Annotated in this window: 17 protein-coding genes and 1 pseudogene; 12 read left to right on the top strand and 6 right to left on the bottom strand. The window is 69.1% G+C overall.

Annotated elements, in window-relative coordinates; all coding sequences use genetic code 11:
- Nucleotide 1 precedes the first annotated feature (1 nt).
- From KZX60_RS10800 to KZX60_RS10810, 3 genes are all read left to right on the top strand, one after another.
- Nucleotides 2-1,243 (top strand): pyridoxal phosphate-dependent aminotransferase, encoded by a 1,242-nt coding sequence (locus KZX60_RS10800; RefSeq protein WP_248118295.1) that lies wholly within the window; start codon nt 2-4, stop codon nt 1,241-1,243.
- Nucleotides 1,236-2,123: a PPK2 family polyphosphate kinase gene (locus tag KZX60_RS10805; protein WP_248118297.1), complete on the top strand. Its 888-nt coding sequence runs from the start codon at nt 1,236-1,238 to the stop codon at nt 2,121-2,123. Before KZX60_RS10800 ends, KZX60_RS10805 begins: the two co-directional genes overlap by 8 nt.
- Nucleotides 2,124-2,252: 129 nt before the next feature.
- Nucleotides 2,253-2,846 (top strand): type 1 glutamine amidotransferase domain-containing protein, encoded by a 594-nt coding sequence (locus tag KZX60_RS10810; protein ID WP_248118299.1) that lies wholly within the window; start codon nt 2,253-2,255, stop codon nt 2,844-2,846.
- A 71-nt stretch (nt 2,847-2,917) separates the two neighbouring features.
- On the opposite strand, the gene KZX60_RS10815 is transcribed toward KZX60_RS10810, so the two are convergent.
- Nucleotides 2,918-3,190 (bottom strand): exodeoxyribonuclease VII small subunit, encoded by a 273-nt coding sequence (locus KZX60_RS10815; RefSeq protein ID WP_248118301.1) that lies wholly within the window; start codon nt 3,188-3,190, stop codon nt 2,918-2,920.
- Nucleotides 3,187-4,488, bottom strand: coding sequence for an exodeoxyribonuclease VII large subunit (gene xseA, locus KZX60_RS10820; protein WP_248118335.1), 1,302 nt, complete (start codon nt 4,486-4,488; stop codon nt 3,187-3,189). The genes KZX60_RS10815 and xseA overlap by 4 nt, the downstream gene beginning before the upstream one ends.
- A gap of 153 nt (nt 4,489-4,641) precedes the next feature.
- Between xseA and KZX60_RS10825 the strand changes: the two genes are divergently transcribed.
- The 3 genes from KZX60_RS10825 (at nt 4,642) to KZX60_RS10835 (ending at nt 7,336) form a co-directional block, all read left to right on the top strand.
- Nucleotides 4,642-5,733 (top strand): hypothetical protein, encoded by a 1,092-nt coding sequence (locus KZX60_RS10825; protein ID WP_248118303.1) that lies wholly within the window; start codon nt 4,642-4,644, stop codon nt 5,731-5,733.
- A 117-nt stretch (nt 5,734-5,850) separates the two neighbouring features.
- Nucleotides 5,851-6,954 carry a 4-hydroxy-3-methylbut-2-enyl diphosphate reductase gene (locus KZX60_RS10830; protein WP_248118305.1) on the top strand — a complete coding sequence of 368 codons (1,104 nt, stop codon included), beginning with the start codon at nt 5,851-5,853 and terminating at the stop codon, nt 6,952-6,954.
- On the top strand, nt 6,947-7,336 hold the full coding sequence (locus KZX60_RS10835) for a hypothetical protein (protein ID WP_248118307.1): 390 nt from the start codon (nt 6,947-6,949) through the stop codon (nt 7,334-7,336). Before KZX60_RS10830 ends, KZX60_RS10835 begins: the two co-directional genes overlap by 8 nt.
- A gap of 53 nt (nt 7,337-7,389) precedes the next feature.
- Here the strand turns inward: KZX60_RS10835 and rmuC are convergent, their stop codons facing one another.
- Both rmuC and KZX60_RS10845 read right to left on the bottom strand, forming a co-directional pair.
- Nucleotides 7,390-8,652, bottom strand: coding sequence for a DNA recombination protein RmuC (gene rmuC, locus KZX60_RS10840; protein ID WP_248118308.1), 1,263 nt, complete (start codon nt 8,650-8,652; stop codon nt 7,390-7,392).
- Nucleotides 8,653-8,732: 80 nt separating this feature from the next.
- Nucleotides 8,733-9,197, bottom strand: coding sequence for a hypothetical protein (locus tag KZX60_RS10845; protein WP_248118310.1), 465 nt, complete (start codon nt 9,195-9,197; stop codon nt 8,733-8,735).
- Nucleotides 9,198-9,253: 56 nt separating this feature from the next.
- Here KZX60_RS10845 and KZX60_RS10850 point away from each other — a divergent pair, with 56 nt between their 5' ends.
- On the top strand, nt 9,254-9,784 hold the full coding sequence (locus tag KZX60_RS10850) for an O-acetyl-ADP-ribose deacetylase (RefSeq protein WP_248118312.1): 531 nt from the start codon (nt 9,254-9,256) through the stop codon (nt 9,782-9,784).
- A gap of 78 nt (nt 9,785-9,862) precedes the next feature.
- On the opposite strand, the gene KZX60_RS10855 is transcribed toward KZX60_RS10850, so the two are convergent.
- Nucleotides 9,863-11,092, bottom strand: coding sequence for an MFS transporter (locus tag KZX60_RS10855; RefSeq protein ID WP_282442819.1), 1,230 nt, complete (start codon nt 11,090-11,092; stop codon nt 9,863-9,865).
- Nucleotides 11,093-11,268: 176 nt separating this feature from the next.
- Here KZX60_RS10855 and KZX60_RS10860 point away from each other — a divergent pair, with 176 nt between their 5' ends.
- From KZX60_RS10860 to KZX60_RS10880, 5 genes are all read left to right on the top strand, one after another.
- Nucleotides 11,269-11,742: an Hsp20/alpha crystallin family protein gene (locus KZX60_RS10860; protein ID WP_248118314.1), complete on the top strand. Its 474-nt coding sequence runs from the start codon at nt 11,269-11,271 to the stop codon at nt 11,740-11,742.
- Nucleotides 11,743-11,884: 142 nt separating this feature from the next.
- On the top strand, nt 11,885-12,988 hold the full coding sequence (ychF, locus tag KZX60_RS10865; RefSeq protein WP_248118324.1) for a redox-regulated ATPase YchF: 1,104 nt from the start codon (nt 11,885-11,887) through the stop codon (nt 12,986-12,988).
- Nucleotides 12,985-14,535 carry a class I SAM-dependent DNA methyltransferase gene (locus KZX60_RS10870; protein WP_248118326.1) on the top strand — a complete coding sequence of 517 codons (1,551 nt, stop codon included), beginning with the start codon at nt 12,985-12,987 and terminating at the stop codon, nt 14,533-14,535. Before ychF ends, KZX60_RS10870 begins: the two co-directional genes overlap by 4 nt.
- A 239-nt stretch (nt 14,536-14,774) precedes the next feature.
- The gene (locus tag KZX60_RS10875; RefSeq protein WP_248118328.1) at nt 14,775-15,839 is read left to right on the top strand and encodes a restriction endonuclease subunit S; all 1,065 of its coding nucleotides are present in this window, start codon (nt 14,775-14,777) and stop codon (nt 15,837-15,839) included.
- A complete protein-coding gene (locus tag KZX60_RS10880) occupies nt 15,836-19,168 on the top strand; it encodes a type I restriction endonuclease subunit R (protein ID WP_248118329.1) in 3,333 nt (1,110 codons plus the stop codon). Before KZX60_RS10875 ends, KZX60_RS10880 begins: the two co-directional genes overlap by 4 nt.
- Before the next feature lie 124 nt (nt 19,169-19,292).
- Here KZX60_RS10880 and KZX60_RS10885 read toward each other — a convergent pair.
- A pseudogene (locus KZX60_RS10885) lies at nt 19,293-19,428 on the bottom strand (IS3 family transposase); the annotation flags it as partial.

The following is a 19,428-nucleotide window of genomic DNA, read 5'->3' on the forward strand; positions in this document are numbered from 1 at the left end:
CATGGCTTCCTCCAGCGACCCGCGACAGATCCGTCAGTCCTCCAAGCTGCTCAACGTCCGCTACGACGTGCGCGGCCCCATCCTGGAGGAGGCGCAGCGCATGGAGGCCGCCGGGCACCGGATCATGAAGCTGAACATCGGCAATCCGGCGCCGTTCGGCTTCGAGGCCCCGGACACGATCCTGCAGGGCATGTACCAGCACCTGCCGCACGCGCAGGGCTACTCCGACTCCAAGGGCGTCTACTCGGCGCGCACCGCGGTGTCCCAGTACTACGAGTCCCGCGGCATCCGGGACATCGGCGTCGAGGACGTCTACATCGGCAACGGCGTGTCCGAGATGATCTCCATGGTCCTCCAGGCCCTCGTGGACGACGGCGACGAGATCCTCATCCCTTCGCCCGACTACCCGCTGTGGACGGGGGCGACGACCCTGGCCGGCGGCCGCGCGGTGCACTACCGCTGCATCGAGGAGCAGGGCTGGGAGCCGGACCTGGAGCACATCGAGTCGCTCATCACGGAGCGCACCAAGGGCATCGTGGTCATCAACCCCAACAACCCGACGGGCGCGGTCTACTCCCGCGCCGTGCTGAACGGGCTGATCGACGTGGCCCGCCGCCACCACCTCGTGCTCATGGCGGACGAGATCTACGAGAAGATCACCTATGACGGCGCCCGCCACATCAACGCGGCCGGCCTCTCCGACGACGTCCTCACCCTCACCTTCTCCGGCCTGTCCAAGGCGTACCGCGTGGCCGGGTTCCGCTCCGGCTGGGTGGCCGTCTCCGGGCCCAAGCACCGCGCCCGCGACTTCCTCGAGGGCCTGACGCTCCTGGCGAACATGCGCATGTGCGCCAACGTGCCGGCGCAGCACGCCATCCAGGTGGCGCTCGGCGGCTACCAGTCCATCAACGACCTCGTGCTGCCCGGCGGCCGCCTGCTGGAGCAGCGCAACCTCGCGCAGAAGCGGCTCAACGAGATCCCCGGCGTCTCGGTGCAGCCCGCGCACGGCGCGCTCTACCTGTTCCCGCGCCTGGACCCGGAGGTCTACCGGATCGACGACGACGAGAGGTTCGTCATCGAGCTGCTGCGGGCGAAGAAGATCCTCGTCTCCCACGGCGGCGCCTTCAACTACCCGCACACCGACCACTTCCGGCTCGTCACGCTCCCGAGCGTGGAGGACCTGGAGGTGGCCCTGGACCGCCTGGAGGACTTCCTCGAGGAGTGGAGGGAGAGCCATGCCTGATCACACCATCCTGAGCCCCTTCGCCGAGCCGCTGCGGCGTGCCCTGCGCGCCCGCGCCGCGGACGGGGCGGTGCCGCCCCTGGCCGACGTCGACCCCCACGCCACGCCCGGATTCCACGGGGACAAGGCGGACGGCAAGGCGGCGCTGGCCACCCGCTCCGAGGAGCTGACCCGGCTCCAGGAGCTCCTCTTCGCGCAGTCCACGCGCGCGGACGCTGCGGGGCCGGCGCCGTCCGTGCTGCTCGTGGTGCAGGCCATGGACACCGCGGGCAAGGGCGGCATCATGCGGCACGTGGTGGGCGCGATGGACCCGCAGGGCGTGGACGTCGCGGCCTTCAAGGCGCCCACGCAGGAGGAGCGCGCGCACGACTTCCTGTGGCGCATCCGCCCGCACCTGCCCGAGCCGGGCTTCCTCGCGGTCTTCGACCGCTCCCACTACGAGGACGTGCTGGTCCACCGCGTCCGCGGACTCTCGCCCCTGGCCACGGTGGAGGAGCGCTACGGGCTCATCCGCGCGTTCGAGGAGGAGATCACGGCCGGCGGCACGCGGATCGTCAAGGTGATGCTGCACATCTCGAAGGAGGAGCAGCGCGAGCGGCTCGAGGCGCGCCTGGACGAGCCCGAGAAGCACTGGAAGTTCAACCCCGGGGACGTCGACGAGCGCGCGCACTGGGACGCCTACATGGACGCCTACCGCATCGCGATGGAGCGGACGGACACCGAGACGGCCCCGTGGTTCGTGGTGCCAGCGGACCGCAAGTGGTACGCCCGCCTCGCGGTGCAGGAGCTGCTCATCGAGACGCTCCAGGGCCTCGAGCTGACCTGGCCCGAGGCCGACTTCGACGTCGAGGAGCAGCGCCGCCGCCTCGCCGCAGGCTGACACCGCCCGCGTTCGGCTGATCCCCGCCCGCGGGGCGGCGCCCCTTGCCACCACCCCCGGGGAGCGTGCCTATGGTGGATCAGGCGCCATTCCGACGGCGCGCCACCGCAGAACGAAGGGATGCAGACCATGACGGACACCACCCAGCAGACCGAGACCACGGCGCCGCTCACCGGCAAGAAGGTCGCCTTCCTCGCCACCAAGGGCGTCGAGCAGGTCGAGCTCACCTCCCCGTGGGAGGCAGTGCTGGCCGCAGGCGGCACCCCCAGCCTCGTCTCGCTCGAGAAGGAGACGGTCACCGCGATGAAGCAGGACTGGGAGCACGGCGATTCCTTCCCCGTGGACCTCCACGTCTCCGAGGCCAAGGCCGAGGACTTCGCCGGCCTCGTCATGCCCGGCGGCACCCTGAACGCCGACGCCCTGCGCGGCGACGAGGACGTGCTGGCGTTCGTGCGCGACTTCTTCGCCCAGCACAAGCCCGTGGCCGCCATCTGCCACGCGCCCTGGACGCTGATCGACGCCGGCGTCGTCGAGGGCCGCGAGCTGACCAGCTACGCCTCCCTCAAGACGGACCTGAAGAACGCCGGCGCCACGTGGGTGGACAAGGAGGTCGTGGTCGACTCCGGCCTGACCACCTCCCGCAACCCGGGCGACCTGGACGCCTTCAACGCCAAGCTCGTCGAGGAGCTCGCCGAGGGCAGGCACGAGGGCCAGTCCGTCTGAGCCCGCCCCGCTGAGCACACCGACGGCGCCCCGCACCCTCCCGGTGCGGGGCGCCGTCGTCCGTGGCCGGCTCAGTCCTGGGCGGCGTCCGCGGTGCCGCGCACCTGGTCGAGCCGCGCGCGGGCGCCGTCGAGCCAGGCCTGGCAGCGCGCGGCCAGGGCCTCGCCGCGCTCCCAGAGGGCGAGGGACTCCTCGAGCCCGGCGCCGCCGGCCTCGAGCCGGGACACGGTCTCCACGAGCTCGGCGCGGGCGCGCTCGTAGCTCATGGCGGCCACGTCCGAGGTGTCCGCTCCGGCGAAGCCCTCCACCGGGGCGGCGTGGGGGGTGCTGCTCTGCTCCGTCATGACTGCTCCTGGGGGGTGGGGGCGGGGCCTGCGGCAGGCGCCGCCGGTGTGGTGTGCGTGACCTCGGCGGCCATGCGGCCGGCGGCCACGAGGACGTCGAGGGTGTCTCCGGGGGCCACCTGTGCGGCGTCGCGCACCAGGTGGCCGGCGTGCTGGACCACGGCGTACCCGCGGTCCAGGGTCTGCTGCGGGGAGAGGGAGCGCACCCGGGCCACCAGGTGCGCCACGGCGTCCCGCTCCAGCGTGAGGCGGTGCCCGGTGGAGCGCCGGGCGCGCTCCCGCCACGTGTGCAGGTCCTCCTCGCGCCGGTCCACCATCACCCTGGGATCGGCGAGGACGGGACGGGAGCGCAGCTGCGCCAGGCCCTCGCCCTCCCGCACCACGCGGCGCTCGACGGCGGCGGCCAGCCGGTGCCGTGCGTCCGCCACGCCGGCCGACTCCACGGCCGCGTCCGGCACGATCCGCTTCGCGGCGTCCGTGGGCGTGGAGGCGCGCAGGTCTGCGACGTCGTCCAGCACCGGGCGGTCCGCCTCATGGCCGATCGCGGAGACCACCGGGGTGCGGGCCGCCGCGACGGCGCGCACGAGGGCCTCGTCCGAGAACGGCAGGATGACCTCCTCGAGGGCGCCGCCGCCGCGGGCGATCACGACGACGTCCACGTCCGGACGGGCGTCCAGCTCCGCCAGGGCCGCCGCCACCTGGCGGGGCGCCTCCGGGCCCTGGACCGCCACCTCGCGGACCTCGAACCGCGCGGCGGGCCAGCGCAGCTGGGTGTTGCGCAGCACGTCCTTCTTCGCGTCCGAGTCCCGGCCGGTGATGAGCCCGATGACGCCGGGCAGCAGGGGGAGGGGCCGCTTGCGGGAGGCGTCCAGCAGCCCCTCCTCGCCCAGGCGGCGGCGCAGCAGCTCCACGCGGGCCAGCAGGTCTCCCAGGCCGACCGGGCGCATCTCCTGCACCACCATGGAGAGCCGGCCGCCCTTCGTCCAGAAGCTCGGCTTCACCCGGGCGACGACGCGCGAGCCCTGCTGCACCGTGCCCTCGAACCCCATGGCCACCGTGCGCCACGCGGTGACCGGCAGGGAGTACTCCTCCTCGAGGTCCCGCATGGTCATGTACACGTTGCCGCGGTTGTTCTTGTACTCGATCAGCTGGCCCTCGATCCACGTGGCCGGGGCCCGCTCGATGTGGATCTTCAGGTTCTCCGAGAGACGGCGCAGCGGCCAGGGCCGCTCGGCGGAGGTCTCCGAGGCGAGCGCGGGCACGTCCACCGGGCCGGGCGCGCCGGACGCTGCGGTCAGGGCGGGGTCGGTCTCGGTGCGCTGGGGTTCCACGGGATCTCCTGTCTCGGGCCGCTGGGGTGCCGGCGCGGCGGGACGACGGCGGCGGACGCCTCGGGCGGGCGGGCCCGCCGGGGACACGTCCCGAGTGTGTCAGTACCCTCGGACACAGTAATGCCCGGCCCGTCCGTGCCGCCGCACGCCGCCGTCGGTCGTCCTCGCCCGCACCGGAAGGTCCCGCCCATGCGCTCGCTCCTCGCCCTCCTCCTGGCCCTCCTCGCCGGACTGTCCGCCGTGCTCGCCACCGCCGGTGCGCTCGTGGACGAGGCTGCCCACCGGCCCGAGCTGGTCCGGGGCGTCGCCGAGCAGGTGGCCTCGGACGAGCAGGTGCGCGCCGCGATCCCCGGCGCCGTCACCGGGGCGGTGGAGGACCTGGTGCCGGAGGAGGTCCCGGACCCGCTCACGCAGGCCGTGGAGGACCTGATCCGGCCCGTGGCGCAGAACGTGGCGCAGGATCCCAGCGTGGTGCAGGGCTGGTCCGACACCGCGGACGAGGCGCGGCGCGCATGGCTGCTGGACCTCAAGGACGCCCGGGGGACCGAGGGCTTCGTGCCCGGAGGGGACTTCACCGTCCCCTTCGGCCCGGTGGCGCAGTCCGGCGTCGCGGCGGCGCTCGGCGACATCGAGACGCGCCTGCGCCGCAACGAGCTCGACGTGCCCGGCCAGGGGATCCTCGAGGCCGTGACGGGCACGGACTTCGGGGACTGGGCCGCGGACACCGTGATCGCCCCCATGTACGACCGCGCCGCCGAGCTGAGGGACAGCACGGACCTCACCATGACCGTCACGGTCGACTCCCTGAAGGACGTGGACCGCTCCACCGTCGCGTGGTGGGCCGCCGCCTCCGCGCACTGGAGGTGGGCCGCGGTGGCGGCGGGGCTGCTGCTCCTCGCGGCCCTCGTGCTGGCCCGGCCGCGGTGGCGGGGCCCCTCGATCGCGCTCGCGGGCGCCGTGATGCTCGTCGGCGGGATGCTGCTGGGCAACGCGACCCGCTCCGACGCGTTCTCCGTGGTGGCGCCCGACGGCGTCGCCGACGGCGTCGCCCACCTCGCGGTGGAGGCCCAGCGTGCCCTGCGCCCGGCGATCGACACGGCCCTGACCCCCTACGCGGCGACCCTCACGACGGCGGCCTGGATCACGCTCGGGGTCGGCGTGGTGGTGTTCCTCCTCGAGCTGGCCCTCACGCGAGGTCGCCCCCGCCGGTGAGCCAGGACGGCCCTGAGCGGCCGCGGGGCGCGGTCCGGACGGCGTCGCCGCCTTCGCGCTGAGCGGACGCCCCGCCCACCCGGAGGGGCCGGGCCACGGGCCGATACCATGGGGGGCATGTCCGTCACCGCTGCCGCCACCCGCCCGTCCGCCGTCGGCCTCGGCATGCCGCAGGTGCCCCGCACCCGCCGTTCCCGCGAGGAGGTGGAGGCCGCCGCGCCCGTCACGGGCGACAAGCGCGTCCTGCTCGCCGCCCCGCGCGGCTACTGCGCCGGCGTGGACCGCGCCGTCGTCGCCGTGGAGAAGGCCCTCGAGCACCACGGCGCCCCCGTGTACGTGCGCAAGGAGATCGTGCACAACCGCCACGTGGTGGACACCCTGACCGAGCGCGGCGTGGTGTTCGTGGACGAGCTGGACCAGGTGCCGGACGGCGCCCTCACCGTGTTCTCCGCGCACGGCGTCTCCCCGGCCGTGGTGGCCGAGGCCGCCGAGCGGAACCTGGAGACCATCGACGCCACGTGCCCGCTGGTCACGAAGGTGCACCGCGAGGCGGTGCGCTTCGCGAAGCAGGACAAGCACATCCTGCTGATCGGCCACGAGGGCCACGAAGAGGTCGAGGGCACGTTCGGCGAGGCCCCCGAGCACACCACGGTGATCAACGACGTCGCGGAGGCCCGCACCGTCCAGGTGGACGACCCGGACAGCCTCATCTGGCTCTCGCAGACCACGCTCTCCGTGGACGAGGCCCTCGAGATCGTCGCGGTGCTGCGCGAGCGCTTCCCGAACCTGCAGGACCCGCCCTCGGACGACATCTGCTACGCCACGTCCAACCGGCAGGCGGCGATCAAGCTGATCTCCCCGGAGTGCGACCTGGTCATCATCGTGGGATCGGCCAACTCCTCGAACTCGGTGCGCCTGAAGGAGGTCGCCTTCGAGTACGGCGCTTCGCGCGCCGAGCGCGTGGACTTCGCCAGCCAGATCGACGAGGCGTGGTTCGAGGGAGTGGCGACGGTGGGGCTGTCCTCCGGCGCGTCCGTGCCCGAGGTGCTCGTGCAGGACGTGCTCGCGCTCCTCGCGGACTACGGCTACGTGCAGGTGGACGAGGTGGTCACGGCCGAGGAGGACATCATCTTCTCCCTGCCCAAGGAGCTGCGTGCCGAGCTGAAGAAGGCCGGGGACGAGTCCCGCTCCCTCGGCGGGCATCGCCGTGGGGATGCCTGAACCGCTCGCCGGGACGGCCGTGGTGGTCATGGGCGTCTCCGGCTCGGGGAAGACGGCCCTGGCGACGCGGCTCGCGCAGCGCCTGGGGGCCCCGTTCGGGGAGGCCGACGACCTGCATTCACCGGAGGCGAAGGCCCTCATGGCCGCCGGGACGCCGCTGAAGGACGCGGACCGGCACCCGTGGCTGCTGCGGATGCGCGGCCGTCGCGGCCACTTCATGCCGACCGCCCTGCTGGACATGCAGATCGCCACCCTGGAGCCGCTCGGTCCGGACGAGGAGGGCGTGGTGCTGGCCAACGACGGCACGCTCGACCAGCTCACCACCCGGGGCCTGACTGCCCTGCGAGCGCTGCTGGCGGCGGGGCCGGCGACGGGGCACTGACGCGGCGCCGATCGCCCACGGGCTGAGGGGTCTGCCCGGCACGCTCCGACGCCTCACCCGGCGCGGCGGCCGCCGAATCCGTCGTCTTCGCTGAGCCTCTCCATGCCCAGCCCTTCCACCAGCTCCGGGGCGGAGAGCACCCGGGGCGCCGACTCGAGCGTGCGGATGCCTGCGGTGGGCGGCAGCCCCGGGTCGGCCTCGCGCAGCTTGCGCGCCGAGGGGAGGACCCGGGACTCGACCGTGCCGACGAGCTGGTTGTACCGGTCCACCGTGGTCTTCAGCGACCCGCCCATGCGGTCCAGGTGGGAGCCGAGGGTGCCGAGCCGGTCGTAGAGCTCGCGTGCGCTCGTGACGATGAACTGGGCGTTCTCTGCGAGCCGATCCTGTCGCCACGCGTACGCCACGGACTTCAGCGCGGTCAGCAGGGACACCGGCGCCACGAGCGCCACGTTCTTGGAGAAGGCGTGGTCCAGCAGGCCGCCGTCCGCGTCCAGGGCCGCGGCGAGCAAGGACTCGGCCGGCAGGAAGCACAGCACGAGCTCGGGTGAGTGGCTGAGACCGGACCAGTACGACTTCGCGGCCAGCTGGTCCACGTGCCGGCGCACGGCGGCGGCGTGCTGTGCGGCCAGTGCCCGGCGACGCTCGGCGGCCTCCTCTCCCGGCTCGTCCGCGAGGGCCTCGGCGGCGAGCGCGTCCCCGAGCGGGGCCTTGGCGTCCACGGCCAGGGACTTGCCTCCGGGCAGGGACACCACGAGGTCCGGCCGCAGCCGCTCGCCCTCGGTGCCGACGATGGTGGTCTGCTCGGAGAAGTCCACGTGGTGCAGCATGCCCGCCGCCTCCACCACGCGGCGCAGCTGCGCCTCTCCCCAGTGCCCGCGTGCCGAGGTGGACTTCAGCGTGGCCATGAGCGAGGTGGTCTGGTTGAGCAGGTCCCGGTCCGTGGCGGCGGCCACGCGCAGCTGCTCGCCGAGCTGGCCGAACTGCTCCACGCGGTCCCGCTCGAGCACGCTCACCTGCTTCTGCAGGGAGGCCAGCTGCTGGCCGAGCGGGGCGAGGGTGCTCAGCACGCGGGACTCGGCCTGGGCGCGTTCCGCGTCCTCACTGCGCTGGGCGGTGACGGCGCGGTTCTCCGCGCGCACGGCGGCCAGCTCCTCGCGTGCGCTCTGGTGCTCGGTGCGCAGCGCGTCCAGCTCTCGCCGCACGTGCGCCGCCTCGCCGGTGCCGCCGCTCAGACGGCGCCACACGAGCCATGCGCCCAGCAGTGCGCCCAGGACGAGGCCGAGCAGCAGGGCCAGCAGGAGACTCAGGTTTTCCATGCGGACCACTGTCCCAGCTGGAGCGGACACGGTAAGGCCGCCACGCGGCGCGGCGGCCCCAGATCCCTGCGGCAGGGCCCTCAGAACGCGCCGAACAGGGGGTTCGGGCCGTTGGCGGCCACCTCCGGATCGCCCTCGACCTGCGCGTCCAGACCCGCCGCGGGCACGCCGGGAAGGTAGCGGACGATCACGCGCACCGAGGTCAGCGACCCCGCCTCGAACGCCTCGACGGCGACGGCGGGCCGCGGCCCGTCCGGCGTCTCCACCTCGCCGTCGAACACGGCGACGGCGCGCTCGGGGCGCGGCACGAGCTCGGCCACGGCCTGCGCCGCCCCCTCAGGCGTGAGGTCCGGGTGGGTCCACATCCCCTGCATCCCCTCGGCCGTCACGGCCAGGATGGTGGGGTGGAAGACGGGCTGCGAGGAGAGCGTGTCGAAGACGTGCTCCACGCCCAGCGTGATGAGGGGAAGCATCGCCGCGGACGGCGGGGTGGGCTGGGCGGCAGCGGGGGACTGGTCGGCGGGGTTCTGATCGGCGGAGCTCACCGGCCCGAGGCTACCGGCCCTGTCCGGGGCTCGCCCAGGCCCCTACGGTGGCACGCATGAAGCTGGTCATCGCCCCCGGGGACATCACCGCCACCGCAGCCGACGCCGTCGTGAACGCGGCCAACTCCCGCCTCCTCGGCGGGGGCGGCGTGGACGGCGCCATCCACCGCCGGGGCGGCCCGGAGATCCTCGCCGAGTGCCGGGCGTTGCGGGAGACCACGCTGCCGGACGGCCTGCCCGCCGGGCAGGCCGTGGCGACGACGGCGGGGCGCCTGCCCGCACGCTGGGTCATCCACACGGTGGGTCCGGTGTGGGCCAAGACCAAGGACAAGTCTGACATCCTCGCCTCCTGCTACCGCGAGTCGCTTCGGGTGGCGCAGCAGCTCGGCGCGCGGACGGTGGCGTTCCCCGCCATCTCCGCGGGCGTCTACGGCTGGCCCATGGACGACGCCGCGCGCATCGCCGTCGAGACCTCCGACGCCATGGCGGAGGAGGTGGGACACACCGTGCGCGAGGTGATCTTCGTGCCGTACGGCGAGAAGGCGGAGCAGGCCTTCCGCACGGCGCTCGCCGTGGTCCGCCCCTAGAGCCCGCCGCGGTCCCGCGCGACGACGGCCACCTGCCCGTGCGTCGTCGCCGCCGCCAGGAGGTGGGCATGACGGATGTCATGGGTGCGCGGGAGCGGGGCGGCGCGGAGCGAGCCCGCGCCAGGAGGCCGCCGCGAACGCCAGTCCGAGCGCACCGATCCCGACCAGCACCAGGCCCACCGCGGGCAGGCCGAGGGACGCGCCGAGGATCCCCGCGAGCGGATAGGTCAGCAGGAAGCACGCGTGGGAGAGGGAGAACTGCGCGGCGAAGACGGCGGGGCGGTCCTGCTCCGTGCTGCCTCGGCGCAGCAGTCGGGCGGACGGGGTGAGCACGGCCGAGGTGGCCGCGCCCAGCAGGGCCCAGACCGTGAGCAGCGCGGCCCACCGTGCCGTGCCCTCCATCCCCACGAGCGCACCGACGCCGGCCAGCAAGAGCAGGGGCAGGACAGCGGCGCCGGCGAGCATGACACGGCGGTCGGGAACACGGTCGAGCCAGGACGGCAAGGTCAGGGCCACGAGCATGGAGCCGACGCCGTGCGCGGTCAGCAGCAGCGCGACGTCCTCCTGCGGCCGGCCCAGCTCGGCCTGCACGAGGACGACGGTGTTGACGATGACCATGGCCGTCGTCGTGGCGACCACGAGGTTGAGGCCGAGCAGCCCCCGCAGCTCGGGGGAGGCCAGGAAGAGGCGCGTGCCCCGGGTGAGCCGGTCCAGGAAGGGCGCGGGGGCGGGGGCCTGCACCGCGGGGAAGCGGGCTGAGGCCACGAGCGCCGCTGAGGCGAGGAAGCCGACCACGGTGCCCACGAAGAGGCTGTGGTAGCTCATCGCTGTCAGGAGGGCGGCGGCGAGCAGGGGGCTGACGAGGGACTCGACGTCGTAGGCGAGGCGGGAGAGGGAGAGCGCGCGGGTGTACTCCCGCTCCTCGGGGAGCACGGTGGGGATCACGGCCTGGAACGTGGGGGTGAACGTGGCCGAGGCGGACTGCAGCAGGAACACCAGCGCGTACGTCTGCCACGCCTCGGTGACGAACGGCAGGGAGAGCGCGACGGCGGCCCGCACCAGGTCCGCGCCGATCAGGACGGGGCGCGCAGGCAGGCGGGCGACGAGCGCCGTGGTGACAGGGGAGATGAGCACATACGCGATCATCTTGACGGCCATGACGGTGCCCATCACGACGCCGGCGTCCGCGCCCGCGATGTCGTAGGCGAGCAGGCCCAGCGCCACGGTGAGCAGGCCGGTTCCGAGCAGCGCGATGACCTGCGCGCCGAACAGCCGCGCGTAGGTGGGCTGGCGCAGGACGCTGAGCATGGGAGGGACCTCTCCGGCGGCGGGGCGGGTACGCCGTCAGGGTAGAGCGTGGGTGCGGCGTGAGGACTTGAGCGAAAGTGACTCAGGTTCGCGGAATACCCGCGGGGGGACGAGCGTTGCACCGGGCGGACGCCGCTCACCGGGAGCGGCCGCACCACACTGACGAGGAGTGAATGATGGCTCGTACTGTTGATCCCTTCCGTGAGATGGACCGCTTCATGAACGGCATCGCGCGCGTGGCCGGCCAGGGCTCGATGCCCATGAACCTCTACCGGGAGGGCGACCGGTTCGTCGCCGAGGTGGAGCTGCCGGGCGTGGACCCGAGCTCGATCGACGTGGACGTGGAGGAGCGCACGCTCACCATCCGCGCCGAGCGCAAGGAGAAGTCCGACGGCGAGGGTCGCCAGTGGCTGACCCGCGAGCGTTCCGCCGGCGCCTTCGCCCGCCAGCTGACCCTGGGCCGCGGCCTCGCCCTGGACAAGGTGGAGGCGGACTACGCCGACGGCGTGCTGACGCTGACCATTCCGGTGGCCGAGCAGGCCAAGCCGCGCAAGATCGACGTGAAGCACTCCGGTGCCGCCACCCAGATCTCCGGGGAGACCGTGGAGAACGAGCCCGGTGCGTGGGAGCAGGAGACCTCCGGCGAGTGACGCACCGGCGGCGGTGAACCGCCCGCGCGAGGCGACACGACGGCGTCGTGCCGCGCGGCCACGTGGACGGGGCCGTTCCCTTCGGGGAGCGGCCCCGTTGCCATGCCGATGGGAGACGGAGCCGCCGGTAGACTGCCGGACTGTGGCTTTGACTATCGGATTCGTGGGACTGCCCAACGTGGGCAAGTCGACCCTGTTCAACGCGCTGACGCGCCAGACCGTGCTCGCGGCGAACTACCCGTTCGCGACGATCGAGCCGAACGTGGGCGTGGTGAACCTGCCGGACGAGCGGCTGCCCCAGCTGGCCGAGATCTTCAGCTCCGAGCGCATCCTGCCGGCCACGGTGTCCTTCGTGGACATCGCCGGCATCGTGAAGGGCGCCTCCGAGGGGGAGGGCCTGGGCAACCAGTTCCTGGCGAACATCCGCGAGGCCCACGCGATCGCCCAGGTGGTGCGCGCGTTCGACGACGGCGACGTCGTCCACGTGGACGGCAAGGTGGACCCGGCCTCGGACATGGAGACCATCAACACCGAGCTGATCATCGCGGACATGCAGACCGTGGAGAAGGCGATCCCGCGCGTCGAGAAGGAGGTCAAGGGCAAGAAGAAGGAGCCCGCCGACCTCGAGGCGCTCAAGGCCGCGCTCGCGGTGCTGGAGCGGGGCGAGACGATCTTCGCGGCGAAGGACAAGGACAAGCTGGACATGGACCGGCTGCGGGAGCTGAGCCTGCTCACCGCCAAGCCGTTCATCTACGTGTTCAACTCGGACGACGGCGTGCTGGGGGACGAGGCCAGGCAGCAGGAGCTGCGCGACCTGGTGGCTCCCGCTCAGGCCGTGTTCCTGGACGCCAAGCTGGAGTCCGACCTCGTGGAGCTCTCCGAGGACGAGGCCCGCGAGATGCTGGAGATGAACGGCCAGGACGAGTCCGGGCTGGACCAGCTGGCTCGCGTCGGCTTCTCAACGCTCGGCCTGCAGACGTATCTGACGGCGGGGCCGAAGGAGACGCGCGCGTGGACCATCCCCGTCGGCGCGACGGCGCCCGAGGCCGCCGGCGTGATCCACACCGACTTCCAGCGCGGCTTCATCAAGGCGGAGATCGTGAGCTTCGACGACCTGATCGCCGCCGGGTCCATGAACGACGCCAAGGCCGCCGGCAAGGTGCGCATGGAGGGCAAGGAGTACGTCATGCGCGACGGGGACGTGGTGGAGTTCCGTACAGGGATTCCGTCTGGGAGCAAGAAATGAAGACAACTGATCTCGCCAAGGTTCGCTCGACGCTGTGGAGCGCCGCGGACGAGCTGCGCGCGAACTCCAAGCTGACACCCGTCCAATACCGCGACCCGGTCCTCGGACTGGTGTTCCTCGCGTACGCCGAGAACCGTTTCGAGACCGTGCGGGGGGAGGTCGAAGCCAAGTCCAGCACACGTAACCCTGCGACGGCCGCGGACTACAAGGCGAAATCGGTGCTGTACGTCCCCGATGAGGCTCGCCTCTCCCACCTTGTCGACCTGCCCGAAGGTGCCGATATCGGGAAAGCCACCGACGAGGCGATCAAGGCTATCGAGGAGGCCAACCCTGAGCTCAAGGACATCCTGCCCCGCGGCTACCAGAAGCTTGAGCGTTCGACACTGATCGAGTTGCTTCGACTCTTCGCGCCGCTGCCCGCCCAGCTCGAGGGCGATGCCTTCGGCTTCATCTATGAGGACTTTCTCTCCAACTTCGCCGCGCAGGAGGGCAAGGGCGGTGGCGAGTACTTCACGCCATACTCCATCGTCCGACTCATCGTCGAGATCCTCCAGCCGTTCCAAGGACGAGTCTTCGACCCCGCGTGTGGGTCGGGCGGCATGTTCGTCCAGTGCGCCAAATTCGTCGAGCGGCATCACGAATCGGCCAGCCGCCAGCTCTCTGTCTTCGGGACGGAGAAGACCGAGGACACCGTCCCGCTGGCCAAGATGAACCTTGCGCTGCATGGGCTCTCCGGGGATATTCGCCAGGCTAACAGCTACTACGATGACCCGCATGGCGCGGTCGGCGCCTTCGACTACGTGATGGCCAACCCTCCCTTCAACGTCGACAAAATCAAGAAGGATCAGCTCGCTGGTGACAAGCGCTTCCCGTTTGGGCTTCCCAGGGCCGATAACGGCAACTTCCTGTGGATCCAACAGTTCTATGCTGCGCTGTCACCCAAGGGCCGTGCGGGCTTCGTCATGGCCAACTCGGCCGGTGATGCTGGCCACTCCGAGAAGGAGATCCGCAAGCAGCTGGTCGAGTCGGGAACCGTCGACGTGATTGTAGGCATCAGCCCCAACTTCTTCTACACAGTCACCTTGCCGGTGACGCTGTGGTTCCTCGACAAGGCCAAGGTCGGGACGCCGCGCGAGGACACGGTGTTGTTCATCGACGCCCGGCACATCTTCCATCAGATCGATCGCGCCCACCGTGACTTCACGCCCGAGCAGATTGAGTTCCTGGCCAACATCGTGCGGCTCTACCGCGGCGAGGACGTTGAGTCCGTGGATGGCAGCGATGTCCTACTCAAGGAGAACTTTCCTGATGGCAAGTACGTTGATGTCGGCGGCCTGTGCAAGGTCGCCACTCGAGCTGAGATCGAAGCTCAAGGTTGGAGCCTCAACCCGGGCCGCTATACCGGCACTGCTGCCGTCGACGAGAGCGATGTCGATTTCATGGGCGATCTCGCTGCGTTGTACGAGGAATTCACTGCGCTAAGTGACGAGGCCGACGTGCTGCGATCCAAGGTCGACGTGGCCCTTCAAGGGGTTCTCGACGTATGAGCACTCCATTTCATGAGCTTGTGAGCTACAACATTGGAGGTGGCTGGGGAACGGACGTGGTCAAACCAGACTCGTCGTCAATCGGGTATGTCATACGAGGGACTGATATTCCCCGAGTTGCAGTGGGCGACGTGTCGACTGTACCGCGCCGATTTCACAAGGCATCAAATCTGGCCTCACGAGTCTTGCGGCCTGGCGACATCGTCTTCGAGGTTTCAGGGGGTAGCAAGGGTCAGCCCGTGGGACGCGCGCTTCAGATCACGGAGCGACTGCTCTCGAGCTTTGATAACGATGTCATGTGTGCGAGTTTCTGTAAGCTCATTCGCGTTGATCCGGCTATCGCAGATCCTGGTTTTGTCTTTCGCGTTCTTCAGGCGGCCTACGCCGACGGGAAGCTGGACGCGTACCAGGTGCAGTCCACGGGTATAACTAACTTCAAGTGGAAGCCCTTCTTGAAACACTTCGACGTCTACCTTCCCGATCGCGACGTTCAGGAGCGGGTCGCTGCGGCCCTTGATGTTTTCGACGACCTGATCGAGAACAACCGACGTCGGGTTGAGATCCTGGAAGAGATGGCCCGGTCCATCTACCGTGAGTGGTTCGTGAAGTTCCGTTACCCCGGCCACGAGGATGTGCCCATGGTCGACTCCGCCCTCGGTCTGATACCCGATGGATGGGAGGTCCAACCCCTTTCCGCCATCGCCACAGTTAATGGCTCTTCTCGTAAACCAGGTGGTGACGAGGTATTCCGATACCTCGATATCTCGGCTCTCTCGGAGCGCCACATCGGCGAGCTGGAGGCTATTGGCGGCTCGAGTGCACCCGGCAGGGCTCGTCGAGTTGTGAGCCCTGGCGACACTGTATGGGCAACCGTGCGGCCCAACCGTAGAGCGCACGCTCTGCTCGTTGCCCCCGATAGCGACTGGATCGCATCGACTGGGTTGGCGGTGCTGACCCCGTCGACGGTCTCGCCGGATTTCCTCTTCGAGACATCATCGGCGACAGCGTTCTCAGACTGGCTCGTCGGGCGTGCAACCGGGTCGGCGTATCCCGCGGTTCGAGCGAAGGACTTTGAGGAAGCTCCGATTGTCGTCCCCGATGTCGCCGTCGACGCGGCGTTTGCCGACAAGGTGTCTCCAATGCACGATCTGAGCTGGAGGCTGCGCAATGAGTGCTCCCGTCTCGCCGCGCTCCGAGATCTCCTACTGCCGAAGTTGGTAACTGGCCAGATCGACGTGTCGTCGCTCGATCTTGATGCGGTGATTTCGACGGGCTCAACCGAAGAGAGCGCGGTGGCGCAATGACTCCCACGGGCCCGGAGTACTGGTACGTCGAGAAGCCGAGCATCGAGCTTCTGGCGGAGCTCGGCTGGACTCCAGTCGACGCCTTCCAGGAGATCTTGGGACCCGAGGGCAGCCTGGGGCGCGACTCCCAACGTGATGTCGTGCTCGTTCACCGGCTGCGGCTTGCTATGCGCAAGATCAACTCTGAATACGTGCCCGATATCGCTATCAACGAGGCGATCGAGGTGCTGACGAAGGACCGCACAGCCATGGACCGGGTCCGCGCCAATCGGGAAGTCCATGACCTGCTGCGTGACGGCTATCTGGCGGAGTGGACTGACGACCAGGGCACGAAGCAGATTGAGACCTTACGGTTCCTCGACTTCAAGGATTCATCGAACAATGACTTGCTGGCGGTGCAGCAGATGTGGGTCAAGGGCAACCTGCACAGCCGGCGGCTGGATCTGGCGCTGTTCGTCAACGGGGTACCGCTAGTGCTGATGGAGTTCAAGGAGCCCAACGAGTCGGTCAAGGCGGCCTACGACAACAACTTGACCGACTACCGCGACACCATCCCGCAGCTATTCATCCCTAACTGCTTCGTGTTGCTGTCCAATGGAAGCCAGGCGAAGGTCGGGTCAACTTACGCGCCGTGGGAGTTCTTCAACGATTGGAAGGTCATCGACGCCCACGGTACCCGCGGTGCGGTCGCCCTGGAGACTGCGCTTCGAGGTACCTGCGACCCGTCCGTTCTGCTAGACCTACTAGAGAACTTCGTCGCGTACATGGAGCGGCCCGGTGGCCTGATCAAGGTTCTCGCGCGATCCCACCAGTTCCTCGGAGTCAACGCCGCGATCGAGAACCTGCACCGGGCGCGTGCTGAGCAGGACAAGCGCCTGGGAGTCTTCTGGCATACCCAGGGCTCGGGCAAGTCGCTGTCGATGCTGTGGTTCAGCCAGAAGGTGCTGCGACGGGTGCCGGGCAGGTGGACGTTTGTCATGGTCACCGACCGCACCGAGCTCGACACTCAGCTCCACGGGGAGTTCGCCGACGCCGGGGCGATCTCGCCCGAGGCCAGGGTGCACGCGGACTCCGTGGCGCACCTGCGTGAGCTGCTGGCGGCTGACCACCGGTACGTGTTCACGTTGATCCACAAGTTCCAGCCGTCGAAGGCGTTGGGGGAGCGGCAGATGCCGGTTCTCTCAACCCGTTCGGATGTCATCGTCATCACCGACGAGGCGCACCGAAGCCAGTACGACACTCTCGCACTGAACATGCGCACTGCGCTACCGAACGCCTCGATGATGGGCTTCACCGGCACACCGCTGATCGAAGGTGAAGAGCAGGCCACGCGCGAGCAGTTCGGTGACTACGTCAGCGTCTATAACTTCCGTGATGCCATTGAAGATGGCGCGACGGTCCCGCTCTATTACGAGAACCGCATTCCCGAACTTCAGCTCACCAATGAAAACTTCTCCGACGAGCTTGAAGCCATCCTCGAGGATGCTGAGCTCGACGAGGACGCAGAAGGCCAGCTAGCCCGCGACTTCGGCACGCAGTACACGTTGCTTACCCGCCCGGAGCGATTGAAGACACTTGCCAAGGACCTTGTCGCACACTTCGTAGGGCGTGGGTTCAGCGGCAAAGCAATGTACGTCGGGCTCGACAAGGCTGCTGCCGTCCGCATGTATAACCTCGTCCAGGATGCCTGGGGGGAGCACTTGGCGGCATTGAAAGCCGAGCACGACGAACTACCGGAGCTCGAGCGGCCATGGCTCGCCTCGCGGATCGAGCTCATGGAGACCACCGACATGGCGGTGGTCGTCTCGCAGAGTCAGAACGAGTTGAAGATGCTCGACGAACTCGGGCTGGATATCCGACCGCACCGTGAGCGGATGAATCGCGAGGACTTGGCGGAGAAGTTCAAGGACGCCGAGGACCCGCTGCGACTGGTGTTTGTCTGCGCGATGTGGATGACTGGCTTTGACGCGCCGAGTGTCTCGACGATCTATCTCGATCGCCCGATGCGTAACCACACGTTGATGCAGACGATCGCCCGTGCGAACCGTGTCTTCCCGGAGAAGGACAACGGTCTGATTGTTGACTACGTCGGCGTTTTCCGAAACCTGGAGAAGGCCCTGGCGATCTACGGTGCCGCGAACGCCGGCGACTCGCCCATCGAGATCATCGACGCACTCGCGGGTGAGCTGGAGGCAGCCGTGACCGACTTGTTCACCTTCTGCTCCAGTGTCGGAGTCGATCTTGCGGCGATGAGGGACGCGGAGGGGTTCGACCATATCGCCAAACGCGACGCTGCAGTCGAGGCGCTGCTGGTGGATGAAGAGACCCGCAACGACTTCCAACAGAAGGCACGGCAGGTCCGAAAACTCTTCAAGGCCCTCCTGCCAGATCCGAGCGCAGCAGGCCAGCAGCGCAACGTGGCAGCAATACGTGTTCTCGCCGAACGCATCGCGGAGGTCACGAGGCCACCCGAGGCCGACCTCGGGACGGTGGCGGATGCGGTGGACGCCTTGCTCGACCGGTCAGTGGGTGCCGAGGAGTACGTCATTCGCGCCGCTGCCGAAGGCACCAAGCCAGACCCGCTGATCGATCTGTCTTTGATCGACTTCGAGGGCCTTGCGACCAAGTTCGCTGGTCGTAAGCGAGCCGAGACAGACCGGCTGGCGCAACTGCTCCGCCAGCAGGCCATCGCCTCGGCGACCCGTAATCCCACCCGGTACGAACTCGTCGAGCGGATCGAGCAGCTGATCGACGACTACAACTCCGGCAGCGTGAACATCGACGAGTACCTGCGGCGCTTGATCGACTTGTCGCAGAACCTGACCGAGGAGGAGGAACGGTCGGCTCGTGAGGGGATGACTGAGGAAGAGCTAGCGATCTTCGACCTGCTGACCCAGCCTGATCCTGTGCTCACCGACGACGAGCGCTACACAGTGAAGACCAGCGCGAAGAAGCTGCTGGAAAATCTCCACGACAAACTAGTCCAAGACTGGCGACGTAAGGTCGACGTGATGAATGACGTCGACAGCACGATCCGACGAGTTCTGGACCAAGAGTTGCCTGAGACACCCTACACGCTTGACATCTTCTCCTCGAAGGTGCGGCTTGTCTTTGATCATGTCCTCACCGCCTACGGCGACGACGGAGAGAGCGCTTACACCCCGCGGGTCGATTTCCAGTGGCCCGCGGAGTCGGTGGAGTATGACGGCCCAGACGGGCCTCTTGATGTAAACAAGATCGCCGACGACGTCGTCGCCCGCATCCACGATGACCCGACCTTCGCCGCCCATGTTGCTGCACAGTTGGGTGCTACCGACTCAGCGACGTGAAACGCACAAGAGTTTCTGAAAGTGCCGACAATGGCCTCGATGATGCAACGTCGGTTTGGGCGAGCACGGCGACCAGGAGAGTGCGATGACACGTGAAGCGCCCTGGGTCTGATGGAGACTCGCGCTATTTGATTCCGACCAGCTGTTCGCGGCCGGCTTCGACAGCATAGAACGTGTCCTCGAACTCGGCGGGTGGGACGTCGCCGAGGTAGCCGTGGAGGCGTTGCGTGTTGTGCCAGGACACCCACCCGAGGGTCGCG

The organism is Micrococcus sp. EYE_212 (genome assembly GCF_023147585.1).
Taxonomy (GTDB): Bacteria; Actinomycetota; Actinomycetes; order Actinomycetales; family Micrococcaceae; genus Micrococcus.

Coding starts and splice junctions, on each gene's coding strand:
- KZX60_RS10815 (WP_248118301.1), bottom strand. CDS start 3,190: ATGACGGAGCAGAGCAGCACCCCCCACGCCGCCCCGGTGGAGGGCTTC.
- KZX60_RS10805 (WP_248118297.1), top strand. CDS start 1,236: ATGCCTGATCACACCATCCTGAGCCCCTTCGCCGAGCCGCTGCGGCGT.
- KZX60_RS10870 (WP_248118326.1), top strand. CDS start 12,985: ATGAAGACAACTGATCTCGCCAAGGTTCGCTCGACGCTGTGGAGCGCC.
- KZX60_RS10860 (WP_248118314.1), top strand. CDS start 11,269: ATGGCTCGTACTGTTGATCCCTTCCGTGAGATGGACCGCTTCATGAAC.
- rmuC (WP_248118308.1), bottom strand. CDS start 8,652: ATGGAAAACCTGAGTCTCCTGCTGGCCCTGCTGCTCGGCCTCGTCCTG.
- KZX60_RS10835 (WP_248118307.1), top strand. CDS start 6,947: ATGCCTGAACCGCTCGCCGGGACGGCCGTGGTGGTCATGGGCGTCTCC.
- KZX60_RS10810 (WP_248118299.1), top strand. CDS start 2,253: ATGACGGACACCACCCAGCAGACCGAGACCACGGCGCCGCTCACCGGC.
- KZX60_RS10825 (WP_248118303.1), top strand. CDS start 4,642: ATGCCCGGCCCGTCCGTGCCGCCGCACGCCGCCGTCGGTCGTCCTCGC.
- KZX60_RS10850 (WP_248118312.1), top strand. CDS start 9,254: ATGAAGCTGGTCATCGCCCCCGGGGACATCACCGCCACCGCAGCCGAC.
- KZX60_RS10830 (WP_248118305.1), top strand. CDS start 5,851: ATGTCCGTCACCGCTGCCGCCACCCGCCCGTCCGCCGTCGGCCTCGGC.
- KZX60_RS10800 (WP_248118295.1), top strand. CDS start 2: ATGGCTTCCTCCAGCGACCCGCGACAGATCCGTCAGTCCTCCAAGCTG.
- KZX60_RS10855 (WP_282442819.1), bottom strand. CDS start 11,092: ATGCTCAGCGTCCTGCGCCAGCCCACCTACGCGCGGCTGTTCGGCGCG.
- KZX60_RS10880 (WP_248118329.1), top strand. CDS start 15,836: ATGACTCCCACGGGCCCGGAGTACTGGTACGTCGAGAAGCCGAGCATC.